At 70.7% G+C, this 25,840-nt stretch carries 26 protein-coding genes and 1 riboswitch; of the genes, 11 read left to right on the forward strand and 15 right to left on the reverse strand.

Annotated features, from left to right (window positions below):
• Positions 1-56: 56 nt before the first annotated feature.
• The 6 genes from AC4D2C_RS10760 to AC4D2C_RS10785 form a co-directional block, all read right to left on the reverse strand.
• Positions 57-1,109: a siderophore-interacting protein gene (locus AC4D2C_RS10760; protein ID WP_490914721.1), complete on the reverse strand. Its 1,053-nt coding sequence runs from the start codon at positions 1,107-1,109 to the stop codon at positions 57-59.
• Positions 1,106-2,056, reverse strand: a complete 951-nt coding sequence (locus AC4D2C_RS10765) for an ABC transporter ATP-binding protein (RefSeq protein ID WP_490914723.1) — start codon at positions 2,054-2,056, stop codon at positions 1,106-1,108. Before AC4D2C_RS10765 ends, AC4D2C_RS10760 begins: the two co-directional genes overlap by 4 nt.
• A 2-nt stretch (positions 2,057-2,058) precedes the next feature.
• A complete protein-coding gene (locus AC4D2C_RS10770; protein ID WP_490914816.1) occupies positions 2,059-3,030 on the reverse strand; it encodes a FecCD family ABC transporter permease in 972 nt (323 codons plus the stop codon).
• Positions 3,031-3,128: 98 nt separating this feature from the next.
• Positions 3,129-4,190 (reverse strand): FecCD family ABC transporter permease, encoded by a 1,062-nt coding sequence (locus tag AC4D2C_RS10775; RefSeq protein WP_490914725.1) that lies wholly within the window; start codon positions 4,188-4,190, stop codon positions 3,129-3,131.
• A 132-nt stretch (positions 4,191-4,322) separates the two neighbouring features.
• Positions 4,323-5,333: a glutathione S-transferase family protein gene (locus AC4D2C_RS10780; RefSeq protein ID WP_490914727.1), complete on the reverse strand. Its 1,011-nt coding sequence runs from the start codon at positions 5,331-5,333 to the stop codon at positions 4,323-4,325.
• A gap of 82 nt (positions 5,334-5,415) precedes the next feature.
• A complete protein-coding gene (locus AC4D2C_RS10785; protein ID WP_490914728.1) occupies positions 5,416-6,507 on the reverse strand; it encodes a YihY/virulence factor BrkB family protein in 1,092 nt (363 codons plus the stop codon).
• A gap of 139 nt (positions 6,508-6,646) precedes the next feature.
• Here AC4D2C_RS10785 and AC4D2C_RS10790 point away from each other — a divergent pair, with 139 nt between their 5' ends.
• Complete coding sequence (locus AC4D2C_RS10790; protein WP_490914730.1) at positions 6,647-7,729, forward strand: NAD-dependent epimerase/dehydratase family protein; 1,083 nt, start codon at positions 6,647-6,649, stop codon at positions 7,727-7,729.
• A 72-nt stretch (positions 7,730-7,801) separates the two neighbouring features.
• On the opposite strand, the gene AC4D2C_RS10795 is transcribed toward AC4D2C_RS10790, so the two are convergent.
• The 3 genes from AC4D2C_RS10795 to AC4D2C_RS10805 form a co-directional block, all read right to left on the reverse strand.
• Positions 7,802-9,871, reverse strand: coding sequence for a sensor histidine kinase (locus tag AC4D2C_RS10795; RefSeq protein ID WP_490914732.1), 2,070 nt, complete (start codon positions 9,869-9,871; stop codon positions 7,802-7,804).
• A gap of 182 nt (positions 9,872-10,053) precedes the next feature.
• A complete protein-coding gene (locus AC4D2C_RS10800; RefSeq protein ID WP_490914735.1) occupies positions 10,054-11,097 on the reverse strand; it encodes an NAD(P)-dependent alcohol dehydrogenase in 1,044 nt (347 codons plus the stop codon).
• Positions 11,098-11,210: 113 nt separating this feature from the next.
• Positions 11,211-11,960, reverse strand: a complete 750-nt coding sequence (locus AC4D2C_RS10805) for a DUF7793 family protein (RefSeq protein WP_490914737.1) — start codon at positions 11,958-11,960, stop codon at positions 11,211-11,213.
• Between the two features lie 150 nt (positions 11,961-12,110).
• Between AC4D2C_RS10805 and AC4D2C_RS10810 the strand changes: the two genes are divergently transcribed.
• The 3 genes from AC4D2C_RS10810 to AC4D2C_RS10820 all read left to right on the forward strand — a co-directional run bounded on the left by AC4D2C_RS10810 (position 12,111) and on the right by AC4D2C_RS10820 (position 14,329).
• Complete coding sequence (locus tag AC4D2C_RS10810; RefSeq protein ID WP_490914738.1) at positions 12,111-13,481, forward strand: dihydrolipoyl dehydrogenase family protein; 1,371 nt, start codon at positions 12,111-12,113, stop codon at positions 13,479-13,481.
• Between the two features lie 156 nt (positions 13,482-13,637).
• On the forward strand, positions 13,638-13,970 hold the full coding sequence (locus AC4D2C_RS10815; RefSeq protein WP_490914740.1) for a hypothetical protein: 333 nt from the start codon (positions 13,638-13,640) through the stop codon (positions 13,968-13,970).
• A gap of 95 nt (positions 13,971-14,065) precedes the next feature.
• On the forward strand, positions 14,066-14,329 hold the full coding sequence (locus tag AC4D2C_RS10820) for a DUF6480 family protein (protein WP_490914742.1): 264 nt from the start codon (positions 14,066-14,068) through the stop codon (positions 14,327-14,329).
• A gap of 87 nt (positions 14,330-14,416) precedes the next feature.
• On the opposite strand, the gene AC4D2C_RS10825 is transcribed toward AC4D2C_RS10820, so the two are convergent.
• The 4 genes from AC4D2C_RS10825 to AC4D2C_RS10840 form a co-directional block, all read right to left on the reverse strand.
• A complete protein-coding gene (locus AC4D2C_RS10825) occupies positions 14,417-14,743 on the reverse strand; it encodes a PRC-barrel domain-containing protein (RefSeq protein ID WP_490914744.1) in 327 nt (108 codons plus the stop codon).
• 77 nt (positions 14,744-14,820) lie between these two features.
• Positions 14,821-15,870, reverse strand: coding sequence for an iron-siderophore ABC transporter substrate-binding protein (locus AC4D2C_RS10830; RefSeq protein ID WP_490914746.1), 1,050 nt, complete (start codon positions 15,868-15,870; stop codon positions 14,821-14,823).
• A 128-nt stretch (positions 15,871-15,998) separates the two neighbouring features.
• Positions 15,999-16,424 carry a ChaB family protein gene (locus AC4D2C_RS10835; RefSeq protein ID WP_490914747.1) on the reverse strand — a complete coding sequence of 142 codons (426 nt, stop codon included), beginning with the start codon at positions 16,422-16,424 and terminating at the stop codon, positions 15,999-16,001.
• Positions 16,425-16,562: 138 nt separating this feature from the next.
• Entirely contained in the window at positions 16,563-17,546 is a 984-nt protein-coding gene (locus AC4D2C_RS10840; RefSeq protein WP_490914749.1) for an ATP-grasp domain-containing protein, read from the reverse strand.
• Positions 17,547-17,733: 187 nt separating this feature from the next.
• Here AC4D2C_RS10840 and AC4D2C_RS10845 point away from each other — a divergent pair, with 187 nt between their 5' ends.
• From AC4D2C_RS10845 to AC4D2C_RS10860, 4 genes are all read left to right on the forward strand, one after another.
• Positions 17,734-18,294, forward strand: coding sequence for a dihydrofolate reductase family protein (locus AC4D2C_RS10845; protein ID WP_490914751.1), 561 nt, complete (start codon positions 17,734-17,736; stop codon positions 18,292-18,294).
• Between the two features lie 110 nt (positions 18,295-18,404).
• Entirely contained in the window at positions 18,405-18,623 is a 219-nt protein-coding gene (locus AC4D2C_RS10850) for a hypothetical protein (protein ID WP_490914752.1), read from the forward strand.
• 129 nt (positions 18,624-18,752) lie between these two features.
• Positions 18,753-20,390 (forward strand): ABC-F family ATP-binding cassette domain-containing protein, encoded by a 1,638-nt coding sequence (locus AC4D2C_RS10855; RefSeq protein ID WP_490914754.1) that lies wholly within the window; start codon positions 18,753-18,755, stop codon positions 20,388-20,390.
• Positions 20,391-20,460: 70 nt separating this feature from the next.
• A riboswitch (guanidine-III (ykkC-III) riboswitch) is annotated at positions 20,461-20,529 on the forward strand.
• A 9-nt stretch (positions 20,530-20,538) separates the two neighbouring features.
• Entirely contained in the window at positions 20,539-20,853 is a 315-nt protein-coding gene (locus AC4D2C_RS10860; RefSeq protein WP_490906544.1) for a DMT family transporter, read from the forward strand.
• Positions 20,854-20,894: 41 nt separating this feature from the next.
• Here AC4D2C_RS10860 and AC4D2C_RS10865 read toward each other — a convergent pair whose 3' ends face one another.
• Positions 20,895-21,731, reverse strand: coding sequence for a hypothetical protein (locus tag AC4D2C_RS10865; protein ID WP_490914755.1), 837 nt, complete (start codon positions 21,729-21,731; stop codon positions 20,895-20,897).
• 165 nt (positions 21,732-21,896) lie between these two features.
• Here AC4D2C_RS10865 and AC4D2C_RS10870 point away from each other — a divergent pair, with 165 nt between their 5' ends.
• On the forward strand, positions 21,897-22,394 hold the full coding sequence (locus AC4D2C_RS10870; RefSeq protein WP_490914757.1) for a hypothetical protein: 498 nt from the start codon (positions 21,897-21,899) through the stop codon (positions 22,392-22,394).
• A 2-nt stretch (positions 22,395-22,396) separates the two neighbouring features.
• On the opposite strand, the gene AC4D2C_RS10875 is transcribed toward AC4D2C_RS10870, so the two are convergent.
• Entirely contained in the window at positions 22,397-23,593 is a 1,197-nt protein-coding gene (locus AC4D2C_RS10875) for a TerC family protein (protein WP_490914758.1), read from the reverse strand.
• Positions 23,594-23,730: 137 nt separating this feature from the next.
• Here AC4D2C_RS10875 and AC4D2C_RS10880 point away from each other — a divergent pair, with 137 nt between their 5' ends.
• A complete protein-coding gene (locus AC4D2C_RS10880) occupies positions 23,731-24,876 on the forward strand; it encodes an alcohol dehydrogenase catalytic domain-containing protein (RefSeq protein ID WP_490914818.1) in 1,146 nt (381 codons plus the stop codon).
• Positions 24,877-24,929: 53 nt separating this feature from the next.
• The gene (locus AC4D2C_RS10885) at positions 24,930-25,793 is read left to right on the forward strand and encodes an aldo/keto reductase (protein ID WP_490914759.1); all 864 of its coding nucleotides are present in this window, start codon (positions 24,930-24,932) and stop codon (positions 25,791-25,793) included.
• Positions 25,794-25,840 lie beyond the last annotated feature (47 nt).

Here is a 25,840-nt window from a genome sequence, read left to right on the forward strand (position 1 = left end):
CAGGAATCCTGAGGAAATGTGCGGCAGAACCTGAGTTTCGGCCGCGGAAAACCCAGTCAGGACAGCTCGGCCCGCCCCTTGCGCCAATACCCCATGAAGGCAACCTGTTTCCGGTCCACCCCGACGTCACGCACGAGGTAGCGGCGCAGGCCCCGGACCACGGCGGCCTCGCCCGCGATCCAGGCGTAGAAGGGCTGGGTCCCGGGAGGCCGTTCCGGGTTGACGCTCGACTGCACGATTGCCGCCTCGAGCAGCTGCGGTGTCTCCCAGAGGATGGTCCTGTCGATGTCCACGTCCTCCGGCTCGCTGCCGCCGCTGGCGGTGACCTCTCCGGAGAGGGAGACCCACCCCGGCAGCCGCACCGCGTTCCGGACGGCGGTCTCGAGCAGCTCCCCGTGGGGGCGCCGGCCGCGGGCGAGCCAGGTGATGGAGACCGAGGAGCGGGTGTCGATGTTCTGGAAGTCCGCGCCGTCCGGCACCTCGAGGAACGCATGGCCGCTGATGTCCTCGGGGAGCGACTCGAGGATGGCGCTGATCGCGGGCACTGCGGTCTCGTCGCCGGCGAGGAGCACGTGCTGGGCGAGGCCCGGGCTCCACTCGATGCCCCCGTAGGCACCCGCTGTCGCGCACTGTGCGGCGGCGGAGTTGGGTCCGATGACGCACACCCGGTCCCCGCGCCTTGCCGCTGCCGCCCATTCGGACGCGGGACCGCCGCGGCCGTCCTCGTCGAGGTGCATCACGAAGTCCACGTCGATCTCCGGCTGCGGGCCCGTGCAGCGCGAGGCGCGCACGGTGTAGGTGCGCATGGAGCCGCGCTCCTCCGCGTCCATGCCGAGCCACAGCTGGTACCAGCTGGACGCAGCGCCGCCGCGCATCATCCCCGCGATGTCCGGGCACGCGCGTCCGGCGGACGGGATGACGATCTTGATCCGGAGGTCGAGGGAGTCCCCGGCGACGCCGAATGACTCCAGGCAGGCGCCGCCGAACGTGATGCGGCGGAAGTTCGCGGTGAGGTCCTGCACGGCCGTGACGACGACGTCGAACGCCAGCACCATGGGCTCGGTGTCCGCCGCGGTGCGCCGGGCAGTCCTCTGTGTCACATCGGTCATGATGCCTCCATGCGTGCCGGAACGATGTCCTGCGGATTGGATCGGTAGCCGCGTCCCGGCTCACGGCCGGAAGCGGGGTTTCTGGTGGGAACGGCTGCGGGGGCACGGACGGGCTCGGCTGCGGGGGCACCGTGATGTCTGCCGACGGGCACCACCATCGGCGTACCGGACACGGGGTCCTCGATGATCCGGCAGTCGAGGTGGAACACACCCCGCACCGTCTCCTCGGTGACGACGGCGGACGGCGCGCCCTCGGCGACGATCCGGCCCTCCCGCATGGCGATCAGGTGGTCCGCGTAGCGCGCAGCCAGGTTGAGGTCGTGCAGCACCATGACCACGGTGGTCCCGGAGCGCCGGTTGAGGTCGGTGATGAGGTCCAGCACCTCGATCTGGTGGGTGACGTCGAGGAAGGTGGTGGGCTCGTCGAGCAGGAGGATCCCCGTCTGCTGGGCGAGCGCCATCGCGATCCATACGCGCTGGCGCTGCCCGCCGCTCAGCTCGTCCACGGTGCGGTCCGCGAGGGACAGCGTGTCCGTGGCCTCGAGCGCGCCCGCCACGGCGGCGTCGTCCTCCGGGGTCCACTGGCGGAACCAGCCCTGGTGCGGGTAGCGCCCGCGGCCTACGAGATCGGCGACGGTGATGCCGTCCGGGGCCACCGGGGTCTGCGGCAGGAGACCGAGCAGGCGGGCGACGGCCTTCGTGGACTGCGTGGCGATGTCCGCGCCGTTGAGCAGCACGGTGCCCTCGACGGGCTTGAGCAGGCGTGCGAGCCCTCGCAGCAGCGTCGACTTGCCGCACGCGTTGGCGCCGACGATCACCGTGACCTTCCCGGCGGGCAGCGAGACGGAGAGCCCGTCGACGACGGTCCGCTCGCCGTAGGCGAGCGTGATCCCGGCGGCGGACAGCGTGGCCGCCGCTCCCGGATCCATCGGTGGGCGTGGAGCCATGGTCAGCCTCCCTGGCCGGAACGGTTGGCGGTGGCGAGCAGCCACAGCAGGAACGGCGCACCGAGGGCGCCCGTGACGATGCCGACCGGCAGTGACGTCCCGGGCACGAGGTTCGCGGCGACGAAGTCCGCGCCCAGCACGATGACCGCGCCGACGAGGGCCGCCATGGCCAGCGACGGCCGGTTGCCGAGCAGGCGGCGGGCGATAGGCTCGGACAGGAACGCGACGGAGGCGACAGGGCCGGCGGCGGCGGTCGCGACGGCAGCGAGGGCCACGGCGGTGGCCATCAGCCCCAGACGGGACGCCTCGACGCGGATCCCGAGTCCCGCGGCGGCGTCGTCGCCCAGTTCCAGGCCGCGGAGGTTGCGCGCGAGGACCGCGGCTGCCGGCAGCAGCACCACGAGCGCGCCGACCAGCACGGTGGCGCGGTCCCAGGTGCTCGAGTTGAGCGAGCCGCCGAGCCACAGCACGGCCTCGCTCGCCGTGCGCAGGTCCGTGCGGGTGATGAGGAAGCTCACGACAGCGTGCAGCACCGCGGCGAACCCGATGCCCACGAGGATGAGCCGGTAACCGGCCACTCCCCCGCGCCGCGAGACGAGGTAGATCGCGGCCGCGACCATCAGCGCGCCGAGCAGTGCCGAGACGGACACCGCGGCTCCCGCGGCACCGAACAGCACGATCGCCGTCACCGCGGCCGCGCTCGCGCCGTAGCTGATGCCGATGATGTCGGGGCTCGCCAACGGGTTGCGCAGCATCGTCTGGAAGACCGACCCGGCGATACCGAAAGCCACACCGATCAGGAGCCCGATCACGGCCCGCGGCAGCTTGTTCTCCAGGACGATGAAGCTCGCCCCCGGGATGTCCGCACCGCCGAGGATCCGGAAGAAGTCGGGGATGGTCACGGTGTAGGAGCCGAGGAGGACGTCCATGGCGAAGAGCACCACGACGACGACGGCCGCCGTGGACAGCCGCAGCCCCGTGCTCCTCCGGCGACGGGCACGGGCGGCGACGAGGTGCGCGGTGGGATGCAGCGGGCGTCCGGTTTCGACGGCAGCGTGCTCGAGCGACGCGCTCACAGCTGGGCCATCCGCCGACGCCGCACGAGCCAGATGAAGAAGGGCGCTCCCACGACGGCGGTCATGATGCCCACCTGCACCTCACCGGGGGGCAGGACGACGCGGCCGAGGACGTCCGCACCGAGCAGCAGCACCGGCCCGAGGAGCGCGGAGAAGGGCAGGATCCAGCGGTAGTCGGCGCCGACGACGAGCCGGACCGCGTGCGGGATGACGAGGCCCACGAACGCGATCGGTCCGGCCGCGGCCGTGGCGGCACCGCACAGGACCACGACCCCGAGGGCCGTGACGCCGCGTGCCAGGTTCACGTTCTGCCCGAGTCCGCGGGCCACGTCGTCGCCGAGTGCCAGGCTGTTGAGGACCTTGCCCGTGGCGAGCGTTAGGACGAGGCCACCGAGGAGGAAGGGTGCGACGGCGCCGATCACGTCCCAGCCGCGCCCGGACAGCGTGCCGACCTGCCAGAAGCGGAACGCGTCGAGCGTCTCCTGGCTCGAGACGAGGACGGCGTTGGTGAGGCTCCCGAGGCCCGCGGCGAGGGCCGCGCCCGCCAGGGCGAGCTTGACCGGCGTCGCACCCTCCCGGCCGAGGCTCGCGACGGCATAGACCAGCAGCGCAGCCGCGCCGGCTCCGGCGAACGCGCACCAGATGTACCCGGAGGCGCTGCTGAGGCCGAGGACATAGATGCCCAGGACGACGGCGAGGGACGCGCCCGCGTTGATGCCGAGGATGCCCGGGTCCGCCAGCGGGTTGCGGGCCACGCCCTGCAGCGCGGCGCCGGCGGTCGCGAGTGCGGCGCCGACGAGCAGTCCGACGACGGTGCGCGGCACACGGGAGAGCACCACGGCGTGATCCCCGTTGGCGGGGTCGAATGCCGTGACGGCGTCCAGCATGGTGCCCACACCCACCGAGCGTGCCCCGATGGTGAGCGAGGCGAGGCATGCCGCGAGCAGCACCAACGCCGTGAGGACGAGCTTCGCGAGGGTCCTGGAGGTCGACGCCCGGCGACGGGCGGGGCCGTCACCGGCAGGACCAGGGCGCAGGGAGGTGGCCTGGACTGCCATGGTGCCTCCCTCAGACGGTCAATCGGTCTGAGGTAAGGCTAGCCTATGCTCCGAGCAATTAAGAAACGAGTTCGTTCCCTAATCCGGCGAGGGGACGTGCGGCCGGGAGGGCTCGCCGGCCTGTCCGGCGCCCTAGACGGCAACCGGCGGGGTGCCGTTCCCGAAGGGCCGTCCGCCCAGCGCCTCCCTGCCGTGCGCCGTCGTCCACCCCGCGAGGTCCGGACCCTTGGGCACGATGCCCGTGGGATTGATGTCCTCGTGGACGATGTAGTAGTGCTGCTTGATCTGCTCGAAGTCGATCGTGTCGCCGAAACCGGGTGTCTGGAACAGGTCGCGGGCATATGCCCACAATGCCGGCATCTCCGTCAGCTTGTTCCTGTTGCACTTGAAATGGCCGTGGTAGACCGGATCGAACCGGACCAGCGTGGTGAAGAGGCGCACATCGGCCTCAGTGATGGTGTCCCCCACCAGGAACCGCTGTGAGCTCAGGCGCTCCTCGAGCCAGTCCAGGGCAGCGAAGAGGCGGTCGTAGGCGGCTTCGTACGCGTCCTGCGAGCCCGCGAAGCCGCACCGGTACACGCCGTTGTTGACCTCCGTGAAGACGCGCCGGTTCACGGTGTCGATCTCCTCGCGGAGCGGCTCCGGGTAGAGGTCGAGAGCGCCCTCGCGATGGAAGTCCTTCCACTCGCTCGAGAAGTCGAGGGTGATCTGGGGGAAGTTGTTGGTGACCACGGCGCCGGTGGTCGTGTCCACGATCGCCGGCACGGTGATGCCGCGGGAGTAGTCCGGGTCCCGCCTGAAGAAGGCTTCCTGGAGACGCTCGATACCGAGCACGGGATCACGACCGTCGGGGTCGAGGTCGAACGTCCAGGAGCGGCTGTCATGGGTGGGGCCGGGAGTGCCGAGGGAGATCGCGTCCTCGAGTCCGAGGAGCCGCCGGACGATGATGGTCCGGTTCGCCCAGGGGCAGGCCCGGGCGGCGATGAGCCGGTACCGTCCGGCCTCGACGGGGAAGCCGTCGGCGGCGTCGCGCGTGATCCGGGTCTCGATGTACTGCGTGTCCCGCGTGAACTCCTTGCCACCGGTGACGTAGGACCCCTTGGTGCTGTGCTCGGACGTGTCGGCCTGCTCGGTGTCGGTCATGCTGCCAGTCTAGGCCGCGGGCATGCAGGAGGCCCGGCCGAAGAGCGTGGCCGGGCCTCCTGACGGGAGTGGGTCCGCAGAGCTACCGCTGTGCGGACTCCCGCCCGTACTTCTCGCGGAGCTCGCGCCCTTCCCGGACGAGCTTGAGGTGCTTCTCGGCCTTCTTCTCGGCGGCCTTGGAGTCGCGCGGCGGGAGCTGGATGCTCTCCTCCGCCTCGATACCACCCTGCAGCTGGCGCCCACGCTCCATCTCGGCGTCGAACTCGACACCGAACAGCAGCGAGATGTTCGCGAGCCAGATCCACAGGAGCAGGACGATCACGCCGGCGATGGCACCGTAGGTCTTGTCGTAGCTGCCGAAGTTGGCCACGTAGAGGGAGAACGCCGCCGTGGTGATCGCCAGGACGATCAGGGCGATGAAGCCGCCCAGGCTCATCCAGCGGAACTTGGGCTGCTTGACGTTGGGGGCGCCGTAGTACAGCACGGCGATCATCAGGACGGCGAAGAGGAGCATGACGGGCCACTTGGCGATGTTCCAGATGACCAGGGCAGTACCGCCCAGGCCGATGGTGTTGCCGACGGCCTCGGCGACGGGGCCGGACAGCACGAGCATCAGGCCCATCGCCACGATGAGGACGAGGACGATGACCGTGATGAGCAGCATCTGGGGGCGCAGCTTGATGAAGCCCCGGCCCTCCTCCACCTCGTAGACGCGGTTCATGGCGCGGGAGAACGCGTTGACGTACCCCGAGGCCGACCAGATGGCACCGACGAGGCCGATGACGAAGGTCAGGCCGGCGGCCTGGTTCGAGGCGAGCCCTTCGATGGTGGGCCTGATCGTCTCGAGCGTCTCCGGCGGAGCGAACTGGCCGATGATCTCCAGGACCTGGTTCGTGGTGTTCTGCGCCTGCCCGAAGAGCCCCAGGAGGGACAGCAGGGCGAGGATGCCGGGGAAGATCGCGAGGACGGCGTAGTAGGTCAGCGCGGCTGCGAGGTCGGTGCACTGGTCCTTGCCGAACTCGTTCACGGCGCGCTTGAACACGTATTTCCAGGCCGGCTTCTTGACGTCGTTCGGATCGTCCGGCTTGCGGGGATCGTTCGGGTCGGGCGCGGTCCGGGCTTTCTTCGCCGCGTCGCTCTGCGGCTCGCTGCCCACCCTGCTGTTGCTGCTCACGGATACCTCCGGATCTGGCCCCGGGAAGGGGCGTTCGTGCTGCTGTACGTCTGCTTCAACTGCACCATAAGCTTGCTTACCAGTCCAGTCCGGATCGGCACACCCGCCGACCGGCACCATTCGGCCCAGGAGAGTACACATGCGTATCGCAGTCATCGGCGCCACCGGCAATGTCGGCACGGCGGTCCTCTCCCGGCTCCAGCGCGCCGCCGGCGACCGGGAGGCGATCCAGCGTTCCGGCTACGACACCTCCGCGGACACCGGTGGCATCACGGTCACCGCGGTCGCCCGTACGGTGCCGGACACGTCCCGACCTCCGTACGACGGCGTGGACTGGCACGCGATCGACATCGGCACGGACGAGGGCCGGGAGGCGTTGACCCTCGCCCTCGCCGGCGTCGACGCCGTCATCCACCTTGCGTGGGCCATCCAGCCGAACCGCGACGAAGCGGCCATGCACAGGACCAATGTCACAGGCACGGCCAACGCCCTCGCCGCGGCGGGCGCCGCAGGCGTCCGCCAGTTCGTCTGCGCCTCCTCGGTCGGTGCCTACTCCGCCGCGGACAAGGCCACGCGGAAGGACGAGTCCTGGCCCACCGGAGGTATCGACTCCTCGCACTACAGCCGCCACAAGGCCGAACAGGAGCGGCTGCTCGACGCGTTCGAGCGCGACCACCCCGAGATCCCGGTGGCGCGTCTCCGGCCCGGGCTGATCTTCCAGGGCCGGGCCGGCAGCGAGATAGGCCGCTACTTCCTGGGGCCGCTCGTGCCCAAGGTGCTCCTCGGCGGGCTGCCGTTGCCCCTCCTGCCCATCCCGGCGTCGTTCGTCTTCCAGGCGGTGCACGCCGACGACGTCGCGGAGGCCTACTGGCGCGTCGTCGCTCGCCGCGCCTCGGGCGGCTTCAACATCGCCGCTGAGCCCGAGCTCACTCCGGAGCGTGTCGCCGACCTGCTGAACGCGCGTCGCGTCATCGGTTTCCCGGTGCGCCTGCTGCGGTGGATCGTCGGCGCCAGCTGGGCCCTGGGCCTCCAGCGGACGGATCCGGGCTGGATCGACATGGCGTCGCAGAGCCCGGTCATGGACACCTCGAGGGCGCGGGACGTCCTCGGCTGGGAGGCCAGGCACTCCTCGCGGGAGGCCATGGCGCAGGTCCTGGCGGGTCTGCGTGCGGGCAGGGGCCAGGGCGGCTCGCCGAAGCTGTACCCGCGCTCGGACGCATAGCCGCCCGGTCGTACAGTCCGCCCGGTCGCCCGGTCGCCCGGTCGCCCGGTCGTCCGCGCCCGGTCGCACGCGTCAGGGCGCCGGGACGCGGGGGGTGTGCTCGGCGCTCACCAGCGGGATGCCCTCCGGCAGCTGGTCCGGCGCCCCCGGCAGGCTGACCGTGAACTGCGCGCCGCCCTCCTCGAGGTTCCGGACGCTGATGGATCCGCCGTGGGCCTCGGCGATGCGGCGGCAGATGGCGAGCCCCAGACCGGTGCCCGTGGCCTGCCCGAGCCCGTTCTCGGAGCGGTGGAACTCCTCGAAGACCCGCTCGAGATCGCCCTCGGGAACCCCGATCCCGTTGTCCCGCACGTGGACCAGAGTCTGCCCGGTCGAGGCGTCCGGATTCGTCGCCACGGTCACCTCGCCCGTGCCGTCCGTCCTCCCGTACTTCATGGCGTTGCCCACGAGGTTCTCCATGAGCTGCAGGAACAGCCGCTCATCGGCGTAGACGGGATCGGGCGCGTCCACGGTGAAGGCGACGTCGGGGAGCTGTGTCCCCGGAAGCGCGGTGCGGAGGTCGATGATGCCCTCCACCAGTCGGCCGACGTCGATCCTGGACGCGGTGAGCCGCTCCTCCTTGGCGAGGCTGTACGCGAGCAGGTTGCGGATGAGGGTCCTCATGCGCAGGCTCGCCTGCTGGAGCCGTTCGATGCTGGCCTGCCTCTCGGCGGGCGGGAGATCCGGGTCCTCGAGCAGCTCGAGCCACCCGTCGAACACCGTGAGCGGCGTCAGGAGATCGTGTGCGACGACGGACGCGAACCGCCCGAGATCGCGCTGGTACAGGCGCTCCCCCGTCACGTTGCGCATGACGAGCACCGCACCGCGTCCGCCGGGAAGGGGGACGGCGTCGACCGAGAGGTGCGTGACCTCGCCCGTGCGATGCGTGAGGTCGAGGTCCATGCGCTCGGTGACGGTTCCCTGCAGCGCGAGGGTCAGGGGGTTGTCCTCGTCGGTCACGGGCTCCCCGCGCACGGTGGTGGCCTCGTAGTCCCGCCGCCATACCTCCCCGGGCCGCGCGGTGCCCGGCCCCAGCCAGCGCTCGCTCGCCCCGTTCTGGAAGATCAGGCGCCGATCCGGGCCGGCGACGAGGACGCCGTCGTTCATCCTGCCGATCACGAGGTCCCGGAGCTCCGCGGCCGCCCTGGCCTCCTCCGTGGCACGGTACAGGCTGGCGATCAGTCGGCGCCGCTCGTCCATGCTGAGGGCGAGGACCGCCGAGAGCGAGAAGGCGATGAACATGAAGGACTGCGCCACGTATGCCGCGGTTCCCGGTCCGAGTTCCTGGAACGGCCCGAGGCCCGCGAGGGTGAAGAAGACGAGGAAGGCGCCGCTCAGGAGGCCGTGCAGCATGGCCCACCCCGCGCGGAGCCGGAGCCCGGCCCACATGTGGGCGGGGATGGTGATGTAGGCGATCGGCAGGGCCGCGGCGGTCCCGAAGGTCGCGGTGTACAGGATCACCGAGACGAGGACGAGGAGTGCGTACTCTCCGCGGCGCGCCGCGGAGAGCGGCGTAGGCACCTCGCCGTCGGCCCGGGCCCTGAGGTTCGAGGCCAGGACGATGCCGAGGGACCCGAGCGCTGTCAGGGACACGGCGTGGCGGACGAGCCAGGGGATGAAGGCCGCCATCGGCTCGGCCATACCGTCGAGGGCACTGCCGGCGACGATGAACAGCGCGCCCACCGAGCAGGCGGCGACGGCCACCCCGCCGAGCCGGAGGTAGTCCCCCACGGACCGGATGGCGAGGCCCGGCACGAGTCGCCGGAAGAGGGCGGCGGCCACGGCCGTCTGCACCATGCTCCCGAAGGCGACCGCGAGCGCGAGCGCCGGGCTGAGGCCGGTGGCCAGGTTGACGACGGCCAGGAGGGGCAGGGTCGCCATGAGGGCCACGGCGAGGTCGCGGCGGGTCCGGGAAGCCCAGAGACCCCAGAGGAAGTTGATGCCCGCGGCGGGCCAGACCAGGGCGAGGCCCGAGGACTCGAGATTGGTGTGGCGGCCGAAGATCGCGGCCGCGGCGAGCAGCACGGCGAACAGTGCATGGAGGGACACGGGAGGAAGCGCCACCAGCGTCCGCGCGACCACCTGCATGCGCCTGTCACCCATCCTGCCTGTCCACCGGGCACCCGTGTCCAGCCTCGATGGACCGGGAGCGCGGCCGGGACCGGCCGCCGATGGCCAGCATACTTGCTGCTTCCCCCGGCCCGGGGCTGGTCCGGCACCGGGCGGGGCGGGCATCCGTTGGTGCCCGCCCCGCCCGGCGTCCTGCTGTCCTGCTGTCCTGCCGGTTACCCGAGGGTTGCGGTGTCGATGACGAAGCGGTAGCGCACGTCGGAGGACAGCACGCGCTCGTAGGCCTCGTTGATGGCATCGGCGGAGACGAGCTCGATCTCGGGGGCGATGCCGTGCTCGGCGCAGAAGTCGAGCATCTCCTGCGTCTCGCGGATGCCACCGATGCCGGAGCCGGCGAACGAGCGCCGCTGGTTGAACAGGGTGAACACGTGCAGGGGCAGCGCGTCCGCGGGAGCACCCACGTTGACCATGGTGCCGTCGAGGCGGAGCAGCGAGAGATAGGCGTCCAGGTCGATCTTCGCGCTCACGGTGTTGATGATGAGGTCGAAGCTGCTCGCGAGCTGCTTGAACGTGTCGGGATCGCTGGTGGCGTAGTAGTGCTCGGCACCGAAGCGCTTGCCGTCGTCCTGCTTGCTCAGGGTCTGCGACAGCACCGTGACCTCGGCGCCCATGGCGTGCGCGATCTTGACGGCCATGTGACCGAGACCGCCGAGTCCGACGACGGCGACCTTCTTGCCGGGGCCCGCGTTCCAGTGGGCGAGCGGCGAGTAGGTGGTGATGCCGGCGCAGAGCAGCGGCGCGGCGGCCTCGTAGGGGATGCTCTCCGGGACGGACAGCACGAAGTCCTCGACGACCACGATGTGCGTCGAGTAGCCGCCCTGGGTGATCGTCCCGTCGCGGTCCACGCCGGCGTAGGTGCCGACGTTCCCGTTGAGGCAGTACTGCTCCTCGCCCTGCAGGCAGTTGGCACACTCACGGCACGAGTCGACCATGCATCCTACGCCCACGCGGTCGCCGACCTTGTGCCGGGTCACCTCGGTCCCGGCCTCCTCCACGATCCCGACGATCTCGTGGCCGACGGTCAGCGGGTACTGCTGCGGCCCCCATTCGCCACGGACCGTGTGGATGTCGGAGTGGCAGATCCCGGCGTAGGCGATCTTGATCAGCACGTCGTGCGGGCCGACGTCGCGGCGCTCGATGGTCGTGGGGACGAGCGGGTCCGTGGCGGATGGGGCTGCGTAGGCCTTGACGGTTCTCATGCGGTTCCTCCTGAAGACTGGGTACTCACCGTCTCCACGGTAGGCCGGATCGGCCTACGCCGGGGAATCCCGTCGGTCGGCCGCGCCCGACGGACGCGTCACGCGGATCCTCCTCAGGACGTGTCCATCCGGGTCAGCCAGTGCAGGGCGGCGGCCGTGGAGGCGAAGAACCTCGTGGGATAGGGAGGCGCGTGGAGCTGCTTGTAGTACCTGGCGATCGTCCTGTCACCCTCCGCTCCGACGATGGCGAGCGCGCAGACGCCCAGCCGCTCCGCGAACACGTCGAGCGCCTCGCGCGTGAGGGACACCATGTCGTTGTTGAGCGCGAGCATCGGTGGACGCCGGAGGGGATTCAGGGCTGCCGCTGCTGCGACCAGCGATTCCGCCGCGTCGGCGGTCACGCTCGTGCCCCGGTCCCACTCGACCATCAGGATGCCGTCCTCCATCCGGGCCCGGAACGGGTGGGGATCGGCGGCCTCCCGGCTGGTGGTCTCTCCGCCCTCGGCCCTCCCGGTCAGCCACGCGATCGCCTCGGCCTCTGCGGTGAAGTACCTGCTCGGCGTCGCCGACCGGTAGTTGAAGGCCGTGAGCACCTTGCCCACCTCGTCCACGCCCACCACCGCCGTGCGCAGCGAGCAGGTGTCCTCGACGAGGAGGCGCCGGGCATCCCGGGTGATCGCGTCGACCAGTCCGATGTTCACCAGGAGCGGGCGCCTGCCGGCGCGAGACGCCGCCGTCACGGCGGCCGTCGTCGAGCGGACGTCGTCCGCCTCGATGACGACCCCCGCGGCCCAGCGCAGGCGCAGGAAATCGCCGTCATCCGTCAGCGTGTAGCGTGACCGCTCCCCAGCGTGCCCAGGCATCTGCATCCGTTCGAATCGAGTGAGCTTCGATCCTAGGCGCAGGGGGATGCCGGCGGCAGCATGCGGCGTCCGCGGCGGCGGTGCATTGTGGCCCCGGCTGCAGCCGTGCAGGATGGGACGAGCCCCCGGAAGAGACCGAAGGAGTGTTCCATGGACTACACGTTCGACGTCCTCGTGATCGGCGGCGGACCCGCCGGAATGGCGGCGGCCACGCGCGCCGCCGAACTGGGGGCGCGCACCGCCGTCGTGGAGCGCTCGGCCCTGGGGGGCACCTGCGTGAACTCCGGCTGCGTGCCCACCCGTGTGCTCGCCAAGACGGCACGCCTGTTCCGCGAGGTCCGGACGGCGTACGACTACGGGATCGTGGTGGACGCGCCGTCCGTCGACTGGGACAAGACCGTGCAGCGCGTCCACGCGACCGTGGCCCGCGTGCTCGACGCGAAGGGGTACGGACCCACCATGGAGCGCCTCGGCATCGAGCTGATCGAGGGCGACGCCGAGCTGACGGGTGAGCACACGGTCGTCGCGGGCGATCGCGAGGTGACCGCCGCGTCGATCATCCTGTGCATCGGCGGGAGCGGCCGGCGCCTGCCCATCGAGGGCGCCGAGCTCGCGGTGCTGCCGCACGAGGTGCTGGGCCTCGAGCGTCTCCCGGGCACGGTGGCGATCATCGGCGGCGGGCACACCGGCGCCCAGATGACCACCATCTTCGACGCCCTGGGCTCCGAGGTCCTCCTGCTGGACCTGGCGCCGCGCATCCTCATGACGGAGGACGACGACGTCGCGGCCGCGGTCACGGCCGCCTTCACCGGCAAGGGCGTGCAGGTGGAGACGGGCATCGGCGGGGTGGACAGCATCCGCACGGACGGCAAGGGCCTGGACCTCACCTGGCAGCAGGGCGGCGCACCGCGCTCCCGGTCCGTGGATGCGGTCATCATGGCCGCGGGCTGGCCCGCGAACCTGCCGGGACTGGGCCTGGAGGCTGCCGGCGTCGTGACCTCCCGCTCCTTCATCCCGGTGGACGAGTACCTGCGGTCCAACGTGCCGCACATCTTCGTGGCGGGCGACGCCAACGGCAGCAGCATGCTCGTGCAGGCGGCCGTCTTCGAAGGCGAGACGGCGGCCGAGAACGCCGTGCTGGGTGCCACGCGCACCACCCCGCACCACCTCCTGCCCGAGGGGGGCTTCACGGACCCCGACTACGCGGGCGTAGGACTCACCGAGGCCAGGGCCAGGGAGCGCGACGCCGAGTGCCACGCCGTCACCGTGCCCTACGCCGCCGTCGAGCGCCCCATCATCGACGACCGCGAGCAGGGGTTCCTCAAGCTCGTGGTCGACCGGCGGCGGGAGCTGATCCTCGGGGCGCACGCGGTCGGGGAGAACGCGGTGGAGGTCATCACCGCGGTGGCGTCCGCAATGGCCGCCGGCACGGACCTCGCGACGCTCGCCCGGGTGAAGTTCGCCTACCCCACGTACAGTGCCGTCATCGGGCACGCGGCACGGGCGGGCCTGCGCAGCTAGTGCCCTGCGGCGGAGGAACCGGGCGGAGCGCGGGCGCCGATCGACGCGGAGCAGTACCCGGCAGCAGCCTGTTCTGCCCCGGAACCGCGCTGCTACAGTGGCTGTCACCCCAAGGGCAGGTCTCATTCCTCACACCACGGCAGGAAGACGACGGCGATGACCGACAGGAAATTCAGCGCGACGGAAGAATCGACGAGCAAGCACCCGCAGGACTGGGGGCGCGCGATGGCGGTGGCCATCTGCCGCCTCGCGGAGATGGCCAGGGAGGCCGGAGATCCGGTGCATCACGAGGCACTGATCGGCGAGGACCTCCGCCTCTACGTGGCGGACACGGAGCACGGCGTGAAGATCACGATGTCCTGGACACCCCGCGAGGAGGGAGCCCTGCCGCCCGGAAGCGGGACCCCGGCAGACAGCGACACCCTCGGGCCCGCCACGGACCGGCCGTTCGACCCGACCGGCGGCAGCACCGCCGGTCTCGGCCAGTAGTCCAGCCCGGTCTGCACCGAACAGTTGATAAGCAGCCTTACGATCCGCGGGGTAGGGTGAAACAGAATCACCCGGCCAACCACGCGGAGGACAGCATGAGTGAACGCCCGGATCCCTCGAACGCGGGGAACCCCGATCCCATGGAGAACAACATCACGGGGCTGGAGCCCGGAGGCGGTGTCCCGCCCGGCGAGACGCCCCCCGGAGAGGCCAGCACCACCTGGCAGCAGGGACACGCGGACGAGGAGAAGCCCTCGAAGGGCCGCCAGGCGCTCTGGGTCACCATCATCGGGATCGTCGTGCTTCTGGCACTGCTGTACTTCGTCGGGTACATCGTGGGGATCATCGACCTCTTCTAGGGCCCCCGCCCCTGCGGAAAGCACGAAGCCCCCGTCCGCTCGCGGACGGGGGCTTCGTGCGTTCCGCAGGAGCGGAGCCGGCCGGGCCTACGAGGCGTCGGCGCCGTCGCGGAGCCTGTAGTAGTCGATCAGGGCCGACTCCTCCTCCGGCGAGAGCTGGATGCTGCTGGCCGCACTGGGCGCGTCGGCGATCGTGCTCTTCGTCCAGGCGAGGTGGAGGGCGTCTCCCTCGAAGCGGGAGTTGGCGAGGGGCACGTAGTGCTTGCGCGAGTTGAGCAGTCCGAGGGAGACGGTGATCCATGCAGGGATTCCGGACTCCTTCTCGAGGTGCACGTCGTTCACGTCACCGAGCTTCTTGCCGTTGCTGTCCCAGGCGGTTGCCGCCTGGAGTTTGTTGATTTCCGACTGGGCCATCGGTTTCCCTTCGTAGGACGAGCTGTCGATCCGCTCCCATTCCAGCCCAGATACGGCCGAAGGGCAATCGGCCGGCGTCAGGCCTTGTCCGCGGCCTCGCCGAGCATCGGCAGGAAGCGGTCCAGGGCCCAGACGAGGCTCAGCGGGTTGGCGGCCGAGATGGAGAGCGTGAGGGTGTTGTCGCTGTCCGCCACGAGCGCTCCGCGTTCGACGGCGGGGATCTGGCCGAGGAGCGGGTCGCCGGCGATGGCGTCCTTGGTGGCGGCGTCGGGCACCCAGGTGACGAACACGTCCGAGTCGAGTTCGTCGGCGCGCTCCGCGGACCACGGGATGAAGAACTCCTCCGAGTCCCTGGTGTTCTCGGTGACGACCTCCGCCTGCACCATGCCGAGCTCGGTCAGGAAGCGCGGGCGGTTGTCATTGGCGGTGTAGACGTTCACGCCCTCGGCGCTGGCCGGCTCCAGGTTGCCATAGATGAAGGTCTTGCCCTTCAGCTGCGGGTACTCGGCGGCGGCGTCGGCGATGGCCTGCTCCGTCTCGGCCACGAGCTGCTCGGCGTCGTCGGACAGGCCGAGCGCCTCGCCGATGATGCGGGTGGAGTCCTGCCACGCCGTGCCGTAGGCGACCTCCGGGTACGCGACGACCGGCGCGATCTTGCTGAGGGTGTCGTAGTCCTCCTGCGAGAGGCCGGAGTAGGCGGCGAGGATGACGTCCGGGTCCGTGGCGGCGATGTCGTCGAAGGCGATGCCGTCCGTCTCGGAGTACTGCGCCGGGGCGTTCTCCGTGCCGATGGCGGCCCCGAGCTCCTCGAGCGCGGTGTCCTTCCAGGGGGTGGACTGGTTCTCGTTGCCGCCGTAGGTATCCGCCGGCATGCCGACGGGCACGACGCCGAGGGCGAGGGACACATCCGCGTTGACCCAGGAGACGGTGGCCACGCGCTCGGGCTTCTCGGTGAGGGTGGTCTCCCCGAAGGCGTGCTCGATCGTGACGGGGAAGGCGTCGGCGTCGGCCGTGGCGCTGCTGCCACCGGTGGCCGCGGTGCCGCCGTCGGCGGGGCCGGTGGAGCAGGCGGACAGCGTGAGGACGACGGCGGCGGCGGCGATCAGGCCGCGCAGGCGGGGGGCCATGGGGCTCCTTGACTTCTAGGACGAGCGGGGCCTCGCTCGAGACCTCCGGGGAACTAGAAGTAAGGCTAGCCTAAGGAGTCGGTGATTACGAAATGTTTTTGTTGCGTAATGGGCCCACGAACCCTCGCCTACCGTGCCTCGCGTGCCCTGCGCGTCTCCCGGTCGTTGGCCTTCTGCAGCGCCACCACGAGTTCGTCCTTGGACATGCGTGAACGGCCCGGCACGTCGAGTCCCTTCGCGAGGTCGTAGAGGTGCTTCTTCGAGGCGTTGGCGTCCACGCCACCCGCCGTGGGTCGTGCCTCGGCACCCCCACCGGCCGCCTGCTGGTCCGAGGGCCCCTTCTGCGCCTTCGGCTCCCAGTGGTCCCCTACCTTCTCGAAGCCGTGCTTCAAGGAGGCGAACGCCGTGCGGCGCGCCCGCTCGCCGTCGCCGTACTGCTCCTCGGCGGCGTCGAGGGTCGCCGCGAACGTGTCCTGGGCCTTCTCGTCGGACCGCTGCAGCGTACTCGGGAGGGTCTCGGTCTTGACCTTGCCGTCCTTCGTGAAACGGGACATCGGCTGCATCCTTCCATCGGCACTCCCCGCGGGACAGCCGCGGGCCGTAGGAGCACGCTACCGCGGGGCTCGCCCCTCGGGCGAGGCCCGCGACCGAGGGGCGAGGCCCGCGCCCGAGGGGCGAGGCCGGTGCGGCCGTCAGGCGAGCGTCCTGAGGTACCGCGCGAGCTCCCGCGGCGCGGACTTCGGGGCCACCGCCTCGACGGCCGCGTTGTAGTTGGTGTTCGTGTTGACGTCGTACGTCAGCACTCGCCCGTCCGCCGTCTCGATGAACTCGATGCCGCACACCTCGAGGCGGTTGCGCCGCGCGAACTCCTCGTACTGGGCGATCACGGGGTGGCTGAATCCCTCGCGGAGGCTGAAGAGCTGCTGGCCCGGTTCGGGGGCGATCGTGGCACCGGGCGGCATGATCGGCCTGCCGGTGTCCGGGTCGATCGCGCAGGCATCGGCGGGGCACAGCTGGAAGCCGCCGCGCGCGGTGTCCGCCGTGATGGCGTAGACGAACGTCCCGCCCACGATCTCCGCGCGGGTGATGAAGGGCTCGGCGGCCTGGATGTACTCCTGCACGAGGGTGATGCCGTCCTGAGGCTCCTCGAAGTCCGGTGAGCCCACGTAGGCGGCCAGGTCCTCGTGCGAATCGAACTTCCGCACGCCCAGGCCCTTGCCGCCCTGGTTGTGCTTGACGATGAAGGGGGTCGCGAAGCCCTCGGCGGCCTCGAGGATGCGCTCCCGGCCGATGGCGGCCACCGTCCGCGGGGTCTCGATGCCGGCCGCCCTCAGCGCGGTCAGCTGGTCCACCTTGCTCATCTCGAGCTCGAGGACGCGCCGCCCGTTCACGGTGCGGCGCCCGTGGGCCTCGAGCCACGACAGGACGGACCGGGCGTAGTCCTTGGACAGGGCGTGGTCCCGCGTGTGCGCCGAGGCACTGATGCGGGACCAGAAGATACCCTCCGGCGGTGTCGAGTCGAGGTCCAGCACTCCGTCCGTGAGCAGCCACTCGACCACCTCGACGCCCTCGGCCTCGAAGGCGCGGGCGAACGGCGGGAACCACTCCGGGTTCTCGTGCAGTGCGTAGACCGTGGTCACAGGGGTCCTTCCGTCGACGAGGGGATCTGCCGGCATAACCTGTGCGTTCGGGCACCTATTCCGGACGGTACGGCCGGCGGGCGACCTGCGGTCCGGCGGCGCTCCGCAGGCGCGCCGATGAGTTCCGGACGTACCGCCCGTCTACAGTTCGATCTGACGCACCGGCTCGCCGTCCTGCGGCGCCGGTGGGGCCGGACGATCCGCCACCATGGAGAGGAACACCATGCGCACACTCATCGTCACCGAATTCATGTCGCTCGACGGCGTCATCGACTCGCCCGGCGGCGGCGAGCACCCGCACGCCGGCTGGACCTTCAAGGACATCGAGTTCGACGAGGCGGCGTACGAGATCAAGGACCGCGAGCAGGAGCAGGCCACCGCGCTGCTGCTGGGCCGCGTCAGCTACGACGAGTTCGCCCCCGTCTGGCCCACCATGGACGAGTTCGCCGAGTACAACGCCATGCCGAAGTACGTCGTGTCCAGCACACTGACCGCCCCCACCTGGAACAACACCACCGTGCTGCGGTCCCTGGACGACGTCGCCCGGCTGAAGCAGGAGGACGGCGGAGCCATCCTGGTGCACGGCAGCGGCACCCTCGCGAAGAGCCTCGCGGCCGCGGGCCTCGTGGACCGGTACCACCTGCTCGTCTTCCCGGTGCTGCTCGGCTCCGGCAAGCGACTGTTCGACGACGCGCCGCAGGCGACCACGACGGCGCTCTCCCTCGTGGAGCACGCCGTCTACCCGAACGGCATCGCGCTGGCCGTGTACGACGTCGTCCGCTGACTCGTCCGCAGAAGATAACCTTCGCGAAACACCCCGGCAACACCGCTCCCGAATCATGGAAGTGGCCCGCAGTCTCGACGGGCCACTTCCAGGATCACCAAGGAGCACCGATGACCGCCATCGCCACCACCACCGCCCGCGTCCTCGACCTCGCAGACCTGGGCGCGGGGACGCTCATCGAGGCGCGCCGCCGTGACGAGGTCCACTACCGCGGATGGGTCGAGGACACGGCTGCGGCCCTCGGTGTGATCTGGATCCGCGACGACGCCACCGGCCACCGCGCGATCCTCCACGTCGAGGAGTACAGCATCCGGCGCGTCGCCGCCTGACCGGCATCCGGCCCCGTGCCCCTGCCCGCCGCCCGGGCTGACCGGGTGGGTGTCCGCAGCGCTGCCGTCCTCCCGCTCCCTGCCGGGGCCGGCTCGTCGGGCCGGTGCGGCGCCTCCTAGACTGGACGGATGACTGCAACCCTCGTGGCGAAGGACCTGTCCGGGGGCCACGCCCACCGCACCCTCTTCTCGAAGCTCGACCTCACGGTCGCGCCGGGTGACGTCGTCGGCGTGGTGGGCGCGAACGGCGCGGGCAAGACGACGCTCCTGCGCCTGCTCGCCGGAGCCGACACCCCGCTCGCGGGCACCGTGCGGACCACGCCCCCGAACGCCTTCGTGGGGTGGCTCCCGCAGGAGCACGAGCGGCTCGACGGCGAGACGGTCGCCGCGTACATCGGCCGACGGACCGGCACCACGGCGGCGACCACCGCCATGGAGGACGCCGCCGCGGCCCTGGGCAGCGGTGCGAAGGGCGCCGACGACGCCTACGCCGCCGCGCTCGACCACTGGATGGCGTCCGGTGCCGTGGACCTCGAGGACCGCATGCCGGGCGTGCTGGCGGACGTCGCCGGCGGCATCGACCCCGCGTCCCTCACCACGGCCCTCTCCGGCGGGCAGCTCGCCCGCGTCGCGCTCGCGGCGCTCCTCCTCAGCCGCTTCGACATCGTGCTGCTCGACGAGCCCACCAACGACCTCGACCTCGCCGGCCTCGAACGCCTCGAGGCGTTCATCCAGAACCTGCGCGGCGGCGTCGTCCTCGTCTCCCACGACCGCGAGTTCCTCGCCCGGTGCGTCACCACCGTCGTCGAACTCGACCTCGCGCAGAACAGGGTGGCCGTGTACGACGGCGGTTACGACGCCTTCCTCGAGGAACGCGCCGTGGCGCGGCGGCACGCCCGCGAGGCGTACGAGGAGTACTCCGAGAAGAAGCAGGACCTCGTGGGACGCGCCCGGACGCAGCGGGAGTGGAGCTCGCAGGGTGTGCGCAACGCGATGAAGAAGAACCCCGACAACGACAAGATCCGCCGCAAGGCGAGCGCGGAGTCCTCCGAGAAGCAGGCGCAGAAGGTGCGGCAGATGGAGTCGCGCATCGCCCGCCTGGAGGAGGTCGAGGAGCCGCGCAAGGAGTGGCAGCTGCAGTTCACCATCGGCGCGGCGCCGCGCTCCAGCGCCGTCGTCGCGACCCTGAGCAACGCCTCCGTCACGCAGGGCGGCTTCACCCTCGGACCGGTCTCGCTGCAGATCGACGCCGGCGAGCGCATCGGGATCACGGGCCCCAACGGCGCCGGCAAGTCGACGCTGCTGCGCCTCCTGCTCGGTCACCAGCAGCCCGACGACGGCGCCGCCGCCCTGGGCGCGAGCGTCGCCGTGGGTGAGATCGACCAGGCGCGCGGGCAGCTCGACGACGCCCTCCCCCTCGGCGCCGCGTTCGAGGCACTCGTGCCGGACCTCTCGCAGGGCGAGGTGCGGACCCTGCTCGCGAAGTTCGGGCTGAAGGCCGATCAGGTGCGCGCCGTCGTCGACTCCCTCTCCCCCGGCGAGCGGACACGCGCCGGACTGGCCCTGCTGCAGGCCCGCGGCGTGAACCTCCTCGTCCTCGACGAACCGACCAACCACCTCGACCTGCCGGCGATCGAGCAGCTCGAGGACGCCCTCGAGTCCTACACGGGCGCCCTGCTGCTCGTCACCCACGATCGCCGGCTGCTGGAGAACGTCCGCCTCGACGGGCGCTGGAGCGTGGAGCAGGGCCGGGTCACGGTCGCCTGACCCCCGGGTCCGGTGTGCAGGATCACCGTTCCCGGCCGTGCGGCCCGCTCGGAGGCGTGCCACCATGGGAGGTGAGGCGGTCACGAGCCGCCTCCCGGACGATGGGTGCCGTACCCGGTGTGCGACAAGACGGCCCAGGGAGAGAATCATGGCCTGGATCGTCCTCGTGATCTCCGGAGTCCTCGAAGCCGTCTGGGCCACCGCCCTCGGCAGGTCCGACGGCTTCAGCAGACTCGCACCCACCGTCGTGTTCGGCGTCGCGATCGTCGCGAGCATGGCAGGCCTGGCCTATGCCATGCGGACCCTGCCCGTCGGCACGGCCTACGCCGTCTGGGTGGGGATCGGTGCGTCCCTCACCGTCGTCTACGCGATGGCCACGGGCACGGAACCGGCGTCGCTGCTGAAGATCGTGTTCCTCCTCATGATCGTCGGCGGCGTGATCGGGCTCAAGCTCGTCCACTGACGGGACGCGGCCCGAGAGGGCTCGGCGGCGGCCGGCCGCCGCTAGACGCCGATGAGGCCCTGCACGGATGCCGCGAGGATCCGCAGGGACCGTGCGTCCGCCAGGGAGAATCCCCGGGGCTGGTCCGCGACGACGCAGAGGGAGCCGATGCGCCAGCCCCCAGGCCCGAGCACGGGGTAGCCCGCGTAGAACCGGAGGTGGGGTTCCCCGACCACGAGGGGGTCCGAGGACACCCGGGGGTCGTGGAGGGCGTCGGTGACGATGAACGGCCCCGGACCGTCGATGGTGCGGTGGCAGAAGAAGGCCTCCCTCGCGTCGGCCGGCCCGATGCTGCCGGCCGCGGACGCGACGACGTGGTGCCTCCTCGTGGCGAGGGCGAGCGAGGACGCGCAGCCGGGGAAGCGCCGGGCAGCCTCCGCGGTCACGGCGTCGAGTTGCCTCCGGCCGGCGCCCTGCAGGAGCCCTGCGCGGTCGAGCGACTCCAGGCGCAGGGCTTCCGCGACGGACGCGCCGACCAGGGGGCTGATCAGGTCCGCCGGGACCACATTGGAGTCCTGGTAGGAACCGAAGGTCTCCGCGCCCTGCCAAAGCGGATCACCGCGCAGGGGTGCGCGCCCGCCGGAATCGAGCCGTTCCTCGGCGAGGACGTTGACGGCACGGGCGATCAGGTCGCGGTCGGCGCGCGGGGCGGGCAGCAGACCGCTCAGGTAGCCGTCCACGAGGAGGCCCTCGCCCGTACCGCCGAGGCCGACGTAGACGACCCATACCTCGAAGGGATCCACGCCCGCCTCGGCGAGGACCTGCCGGGTCAACCACTGCTGGGGAACTGCCTTCACGGGGAAACCGCCCTCATCGGCGCCGACACTGATGATCGGCATTCGGTGCGGCCCCGCGCCCGGATGTGTCGGTCCCGCGTGTTTTCTCCGGGCTGGCTTGAGGTATGGCGGGCGGGTTGCGGCAAAACTGAGCCCGGCCACCCGGTTGAGTTGAGCTGCACCCGGAAGGATCGGAGATACGAGCGGCCAGAACGAGGAGTTGATGACATGCAGAACGACGACACCCTGTCGGCGATGGACTTCGCCGGGCTGTCCGCGTACGAGACCTGGATGCACTACTGCGCCATGGGCGGGCCCACCGACTACTTCGAGTTCGACGCGTACCTGCACGGCCTGGCCCCGCTCGACGGCGACGACGCCGACCTCGTCTCCCAGGCCGTCAACGAACTGATCGACGACGTGCTCCCCGAGGAGGAGGCGACGCTCTGCCGCGCACCCTACTCGTGGCGCCCGGTGGTCGGAACGGCCCTCCTGCACCTGCAGGAGGATGGCGGGTTCGAGGACGCCGTCCCGCTCCCGATGGCGGCTCTCGCTGCCCCGCACACGGCGGCGACCTTCGGCTCGCTCTTCCTGGCAGGGCTCGATGCCGGCGTCCTGTCCGGCCGGCCCGGCGTCCCCCTCCCCCCGGGTGCGCCCACGGAACTCCTCGGCGAGATCCTCGACAGCGCCGTGGTGAGCCGCGCCGTCTCACGACCGCGGCACTAGCCTCACCGGCCGGGTTCCCGCTCGAGGGCGGCGTCGTGCTCGGCGTGCGCCCTGCGGATCATCTCCATGAACGCCGTCTCGTTGCGGATGAGGCGCTTGTACTTCTCGGGCAGCTTGCGGAGGTCCTGCTCCTCGGCGCACAGCCTGTCGTAGATCTTCTCGCGCTCGGTGATGTCCGTCTCGTAGTTGAGGTCGAGGTATTCGGCGGCATGGCGCTTGGCGCCGGAGATCGCGTTCTTCGCCCGGCCCTTCGGGCTGAGGACGGAGGCCAGGACGGTCACGACCAGCACGCCGAGGATGACGCTGAGGGAGAGCCCTGTACTGATCTCGACGACCTCGACGTGCTCCCCGTTGTTGATGAACGGCAGGTTGTTCTCGTGCAGGGCATGGAGGATGAGCTTCACGCCGATGAACCCGAGGATCACGGCGAGACCGTAGGACAGGTAGATCAGGCGGTCCAGCAGTCCGTCGATGAGGAAGAACAGCTGGCGCAGGCCCATGAGGGAGAAGGCCGTCGCGGTGAACACGATGAACGTGTTCTGCGTCAGGCCGAAGATCGCCGGGATGGAGTCGAGGGCGAAGAGGATGTCGGTGCCGCCGATCGCCACCATGACCAGCAGCATCGGCGTCAGGACGCGCTTGCCGTCCTCGACGGTGAACAGTTTGTCGCCGTCGTAGTGCTCGGAGGCCGGCAGGAAACGCTTGGCGAGCCGGATGATGAGGCTCTCGCCCTCGTCGTCGTGCCCGTCGGGCTTGAGCAGGTTGCCGGCGGTGATCAGCAGGATCAGGCCGAAGATGTAGAACACCCAGGCGAAGGTGTTGATCAGCGCGGCGCCCAGGAAGATGAAGCCGGTCCGGGCGATGAGCGCGAAGACGATGCCGAACAGCAGTACCTTCTGCTGGTCCGCCCGCGGCACCCTGAAGCTCGACATGATGATGAGGAACACGAAGAGGTTGTCGACGGACAGCGCCTTCTCCGTGACGTAGCCCGCGAAGTACTCGGTGCCCATGGTGGGGCCGCCCAAGACGAGCACACCGACGCCGAACAGCAGCGCGATGCCCACGTAGATCGAGGACCAGATGGCGGACTCGCGGAGCGTCGGCGTGTGCGCCTTCCGGACGTGGAAGAAGAAGTCGAACAGGAGCAGTCCCACGATGCCGATGATCGTGGCGGTCCAGACGTAGATCGGTACTTCCATGCTGCAGGTCTCCTCGGGGGTCGTATGCCGGCCTCGGTCCTTGGTGCGCGCTTGATCCATTGTGCCTGTACCTGCCCTCCCGCCCTAGACTGACGCCATCCGTAGGACCATGACGAAGGGATGCCATGAGCCCGATGATGCGCGCCGCGGTGCTTCGCACTGCCGCACTGCCCGCTCCCTACGCGGGGAGCAACCCCCTCTCGCTCGAAGCCGTCCCCGTCCCGGAGCCCCGGCCGGGCGAGCTGCTGGTGCGGATCGCCCGGGCCAGCCTCTGCCACTCGGACCTGTCCGTCATCAACGGCTCCCGGATCCGCCCTCTGCCCATGGCCCTCGGCCACGAGGCCGCCGGCGTCGTGGAGCGCGTGGGCGACGGTGTGGGGGACGTACGCACGGGCGACCGCGTGGTCCTCGTGTTCGTCCCGTCGTGCGGCTCCTGCCGGGCGTGCTCCGCGGGGCGCCCCGCGCTCTGCTACCGCGGCGCGGACGCGAACAGCACCGGTGACCTGCTGCACGGTCCCGCCGTCCTGAGGACCGCGGACGGCGAGCGCATCAACCACCACCTCGGCGTGTCCGCCTTCGCCGACTACGCGGTCGTGGCCCGGGAGTCGGTGGTGGTGATCGACGACGACGTGCCGTTCGACATCGCCGCCATGTTCGGCTGCGCGGCCCTGACGGGCATCGGGGCCGTACTGAACACCGCCGCGGTGCAGGAGGGCCAGTCCGTCGTCGTGTTCGGCCTGGGCGCGGTGGGGCTGATGGCGGTGATGGCCGCGGCGCAGGTCCCCGGGACGACGGTGGTCGCCGTGGACCCCCTCGCGTCGAAGCAGGAACTCGGCCTGCGCTGCGGCGCCCGGCAGGCATGTGCGCCGGAGGACGCCGCCGCATTCGTCCAGGAGGCGACCGACGGCGGGGCCGACGTCGTGATCGAGGCCGTGGGCAGCGCGCGGGTCCTGGACGCCGGCCTGCAGCTGCTCGCCCGCGGCGGCGCGCTCGTGTCCGTGGGACTGCCGCACCCGGACCAGCAGCTCACCACGCAGGCTCTACAGTTCGCCGGTCTGGGGCACCGCCTGCTCGGCTCCTACATGGGTGACGCCGTCCCCGAGCGCGACATCCCGGCGTACCTCGACCTCTGGCGGCAGGGGCGCCTGCCCGTCGAGCTGCTCCACACCGACACGCGACCGCTGGCCGATCTCAACGAGAGCCTCGACGCGCTCGCCGAGGGCCGCGTGGTCCGGAGGCTCTTCATACCGGACCAGGAGGGCCTGAGTTCCACTCGCGGATAGATCGAAAGCATGCTTACCATGTCGGCGGCACGTCTATCCGAAGGAGAACGACAATGCAGCAGCGCACACTCGGCGGAACCCCGGTCAGCGCCCTCGGTCTGGGCGGCATGCCCATGTCCATCGAGGGACGCCCCGACGAGGACCGCTCCATCCGCACCATCCACGCAGCGGTGGACGCCGGCATCACCCTGATCGACACGGCGGACGCCTACCACCGGGACGCCGACGAGGTGGGGCACAACGAATTGCTCATCGCGAAAGCCCTGGCCACCTACGGCTCGGACAGCTCCGGAGTGCTCGTCGCCACCAAGGGCGGGCACCTGCGCCCCGGCGACGGCTCGTGGACGCTGAACGGCCACCCCGACTACCTCAAGGAGGCGGCCAAGGCCTCCCTCAAGCGCCTCGGCGGGGACGCGATCGACCTCTACCAGTACCACCGCCCGGATCCCGAGGTCCCCTACGAGGACTCCGTCGGGGCCCTCAGGGACCTGCTCGACGAGGGCGTGATCCGCATGGCGGGCATCTCCAACGCCACCGTGGACCAGATCCGGCAGGCGAACGAGATCCTCGGGGGACGGCTCGCCTCCGTGCAGAACCAGTTCTCACCGGCCTTCCGCTCGAGCGAGGACGAACTGCGGTACTGCGGCGAGAACGGCATCGCCTTCCTGCCGTGGAGCCCGCTCGGCGGCATCAAGAAGGCCGGCGGGCTCGGGGAGCACTTCGCGCCGTTCCAGGAGATCGCCGACCGGCACGGCGTCAGCCCGCAGCAGGTGTGCCTGGCCTGGGAACTGGCGCTCGCCCCGACGGTCATCCCCATCCCGGGCGCCTCGCGCCCCGAGAGCATCCAGGACTCGGCACGGGCCCCCGGGCTCGAGCTCACGGCCGAGGAGATGGCCACGCTCTCCAGCACCGACTGATCCCCTCCCCGGACGCCCGCCTCCCTCGGAGGCCGGGCGTCCGGGCC

It is taken from the genome of Arthrobacter sp. TJ-240 (assembly GCF_058269195.1).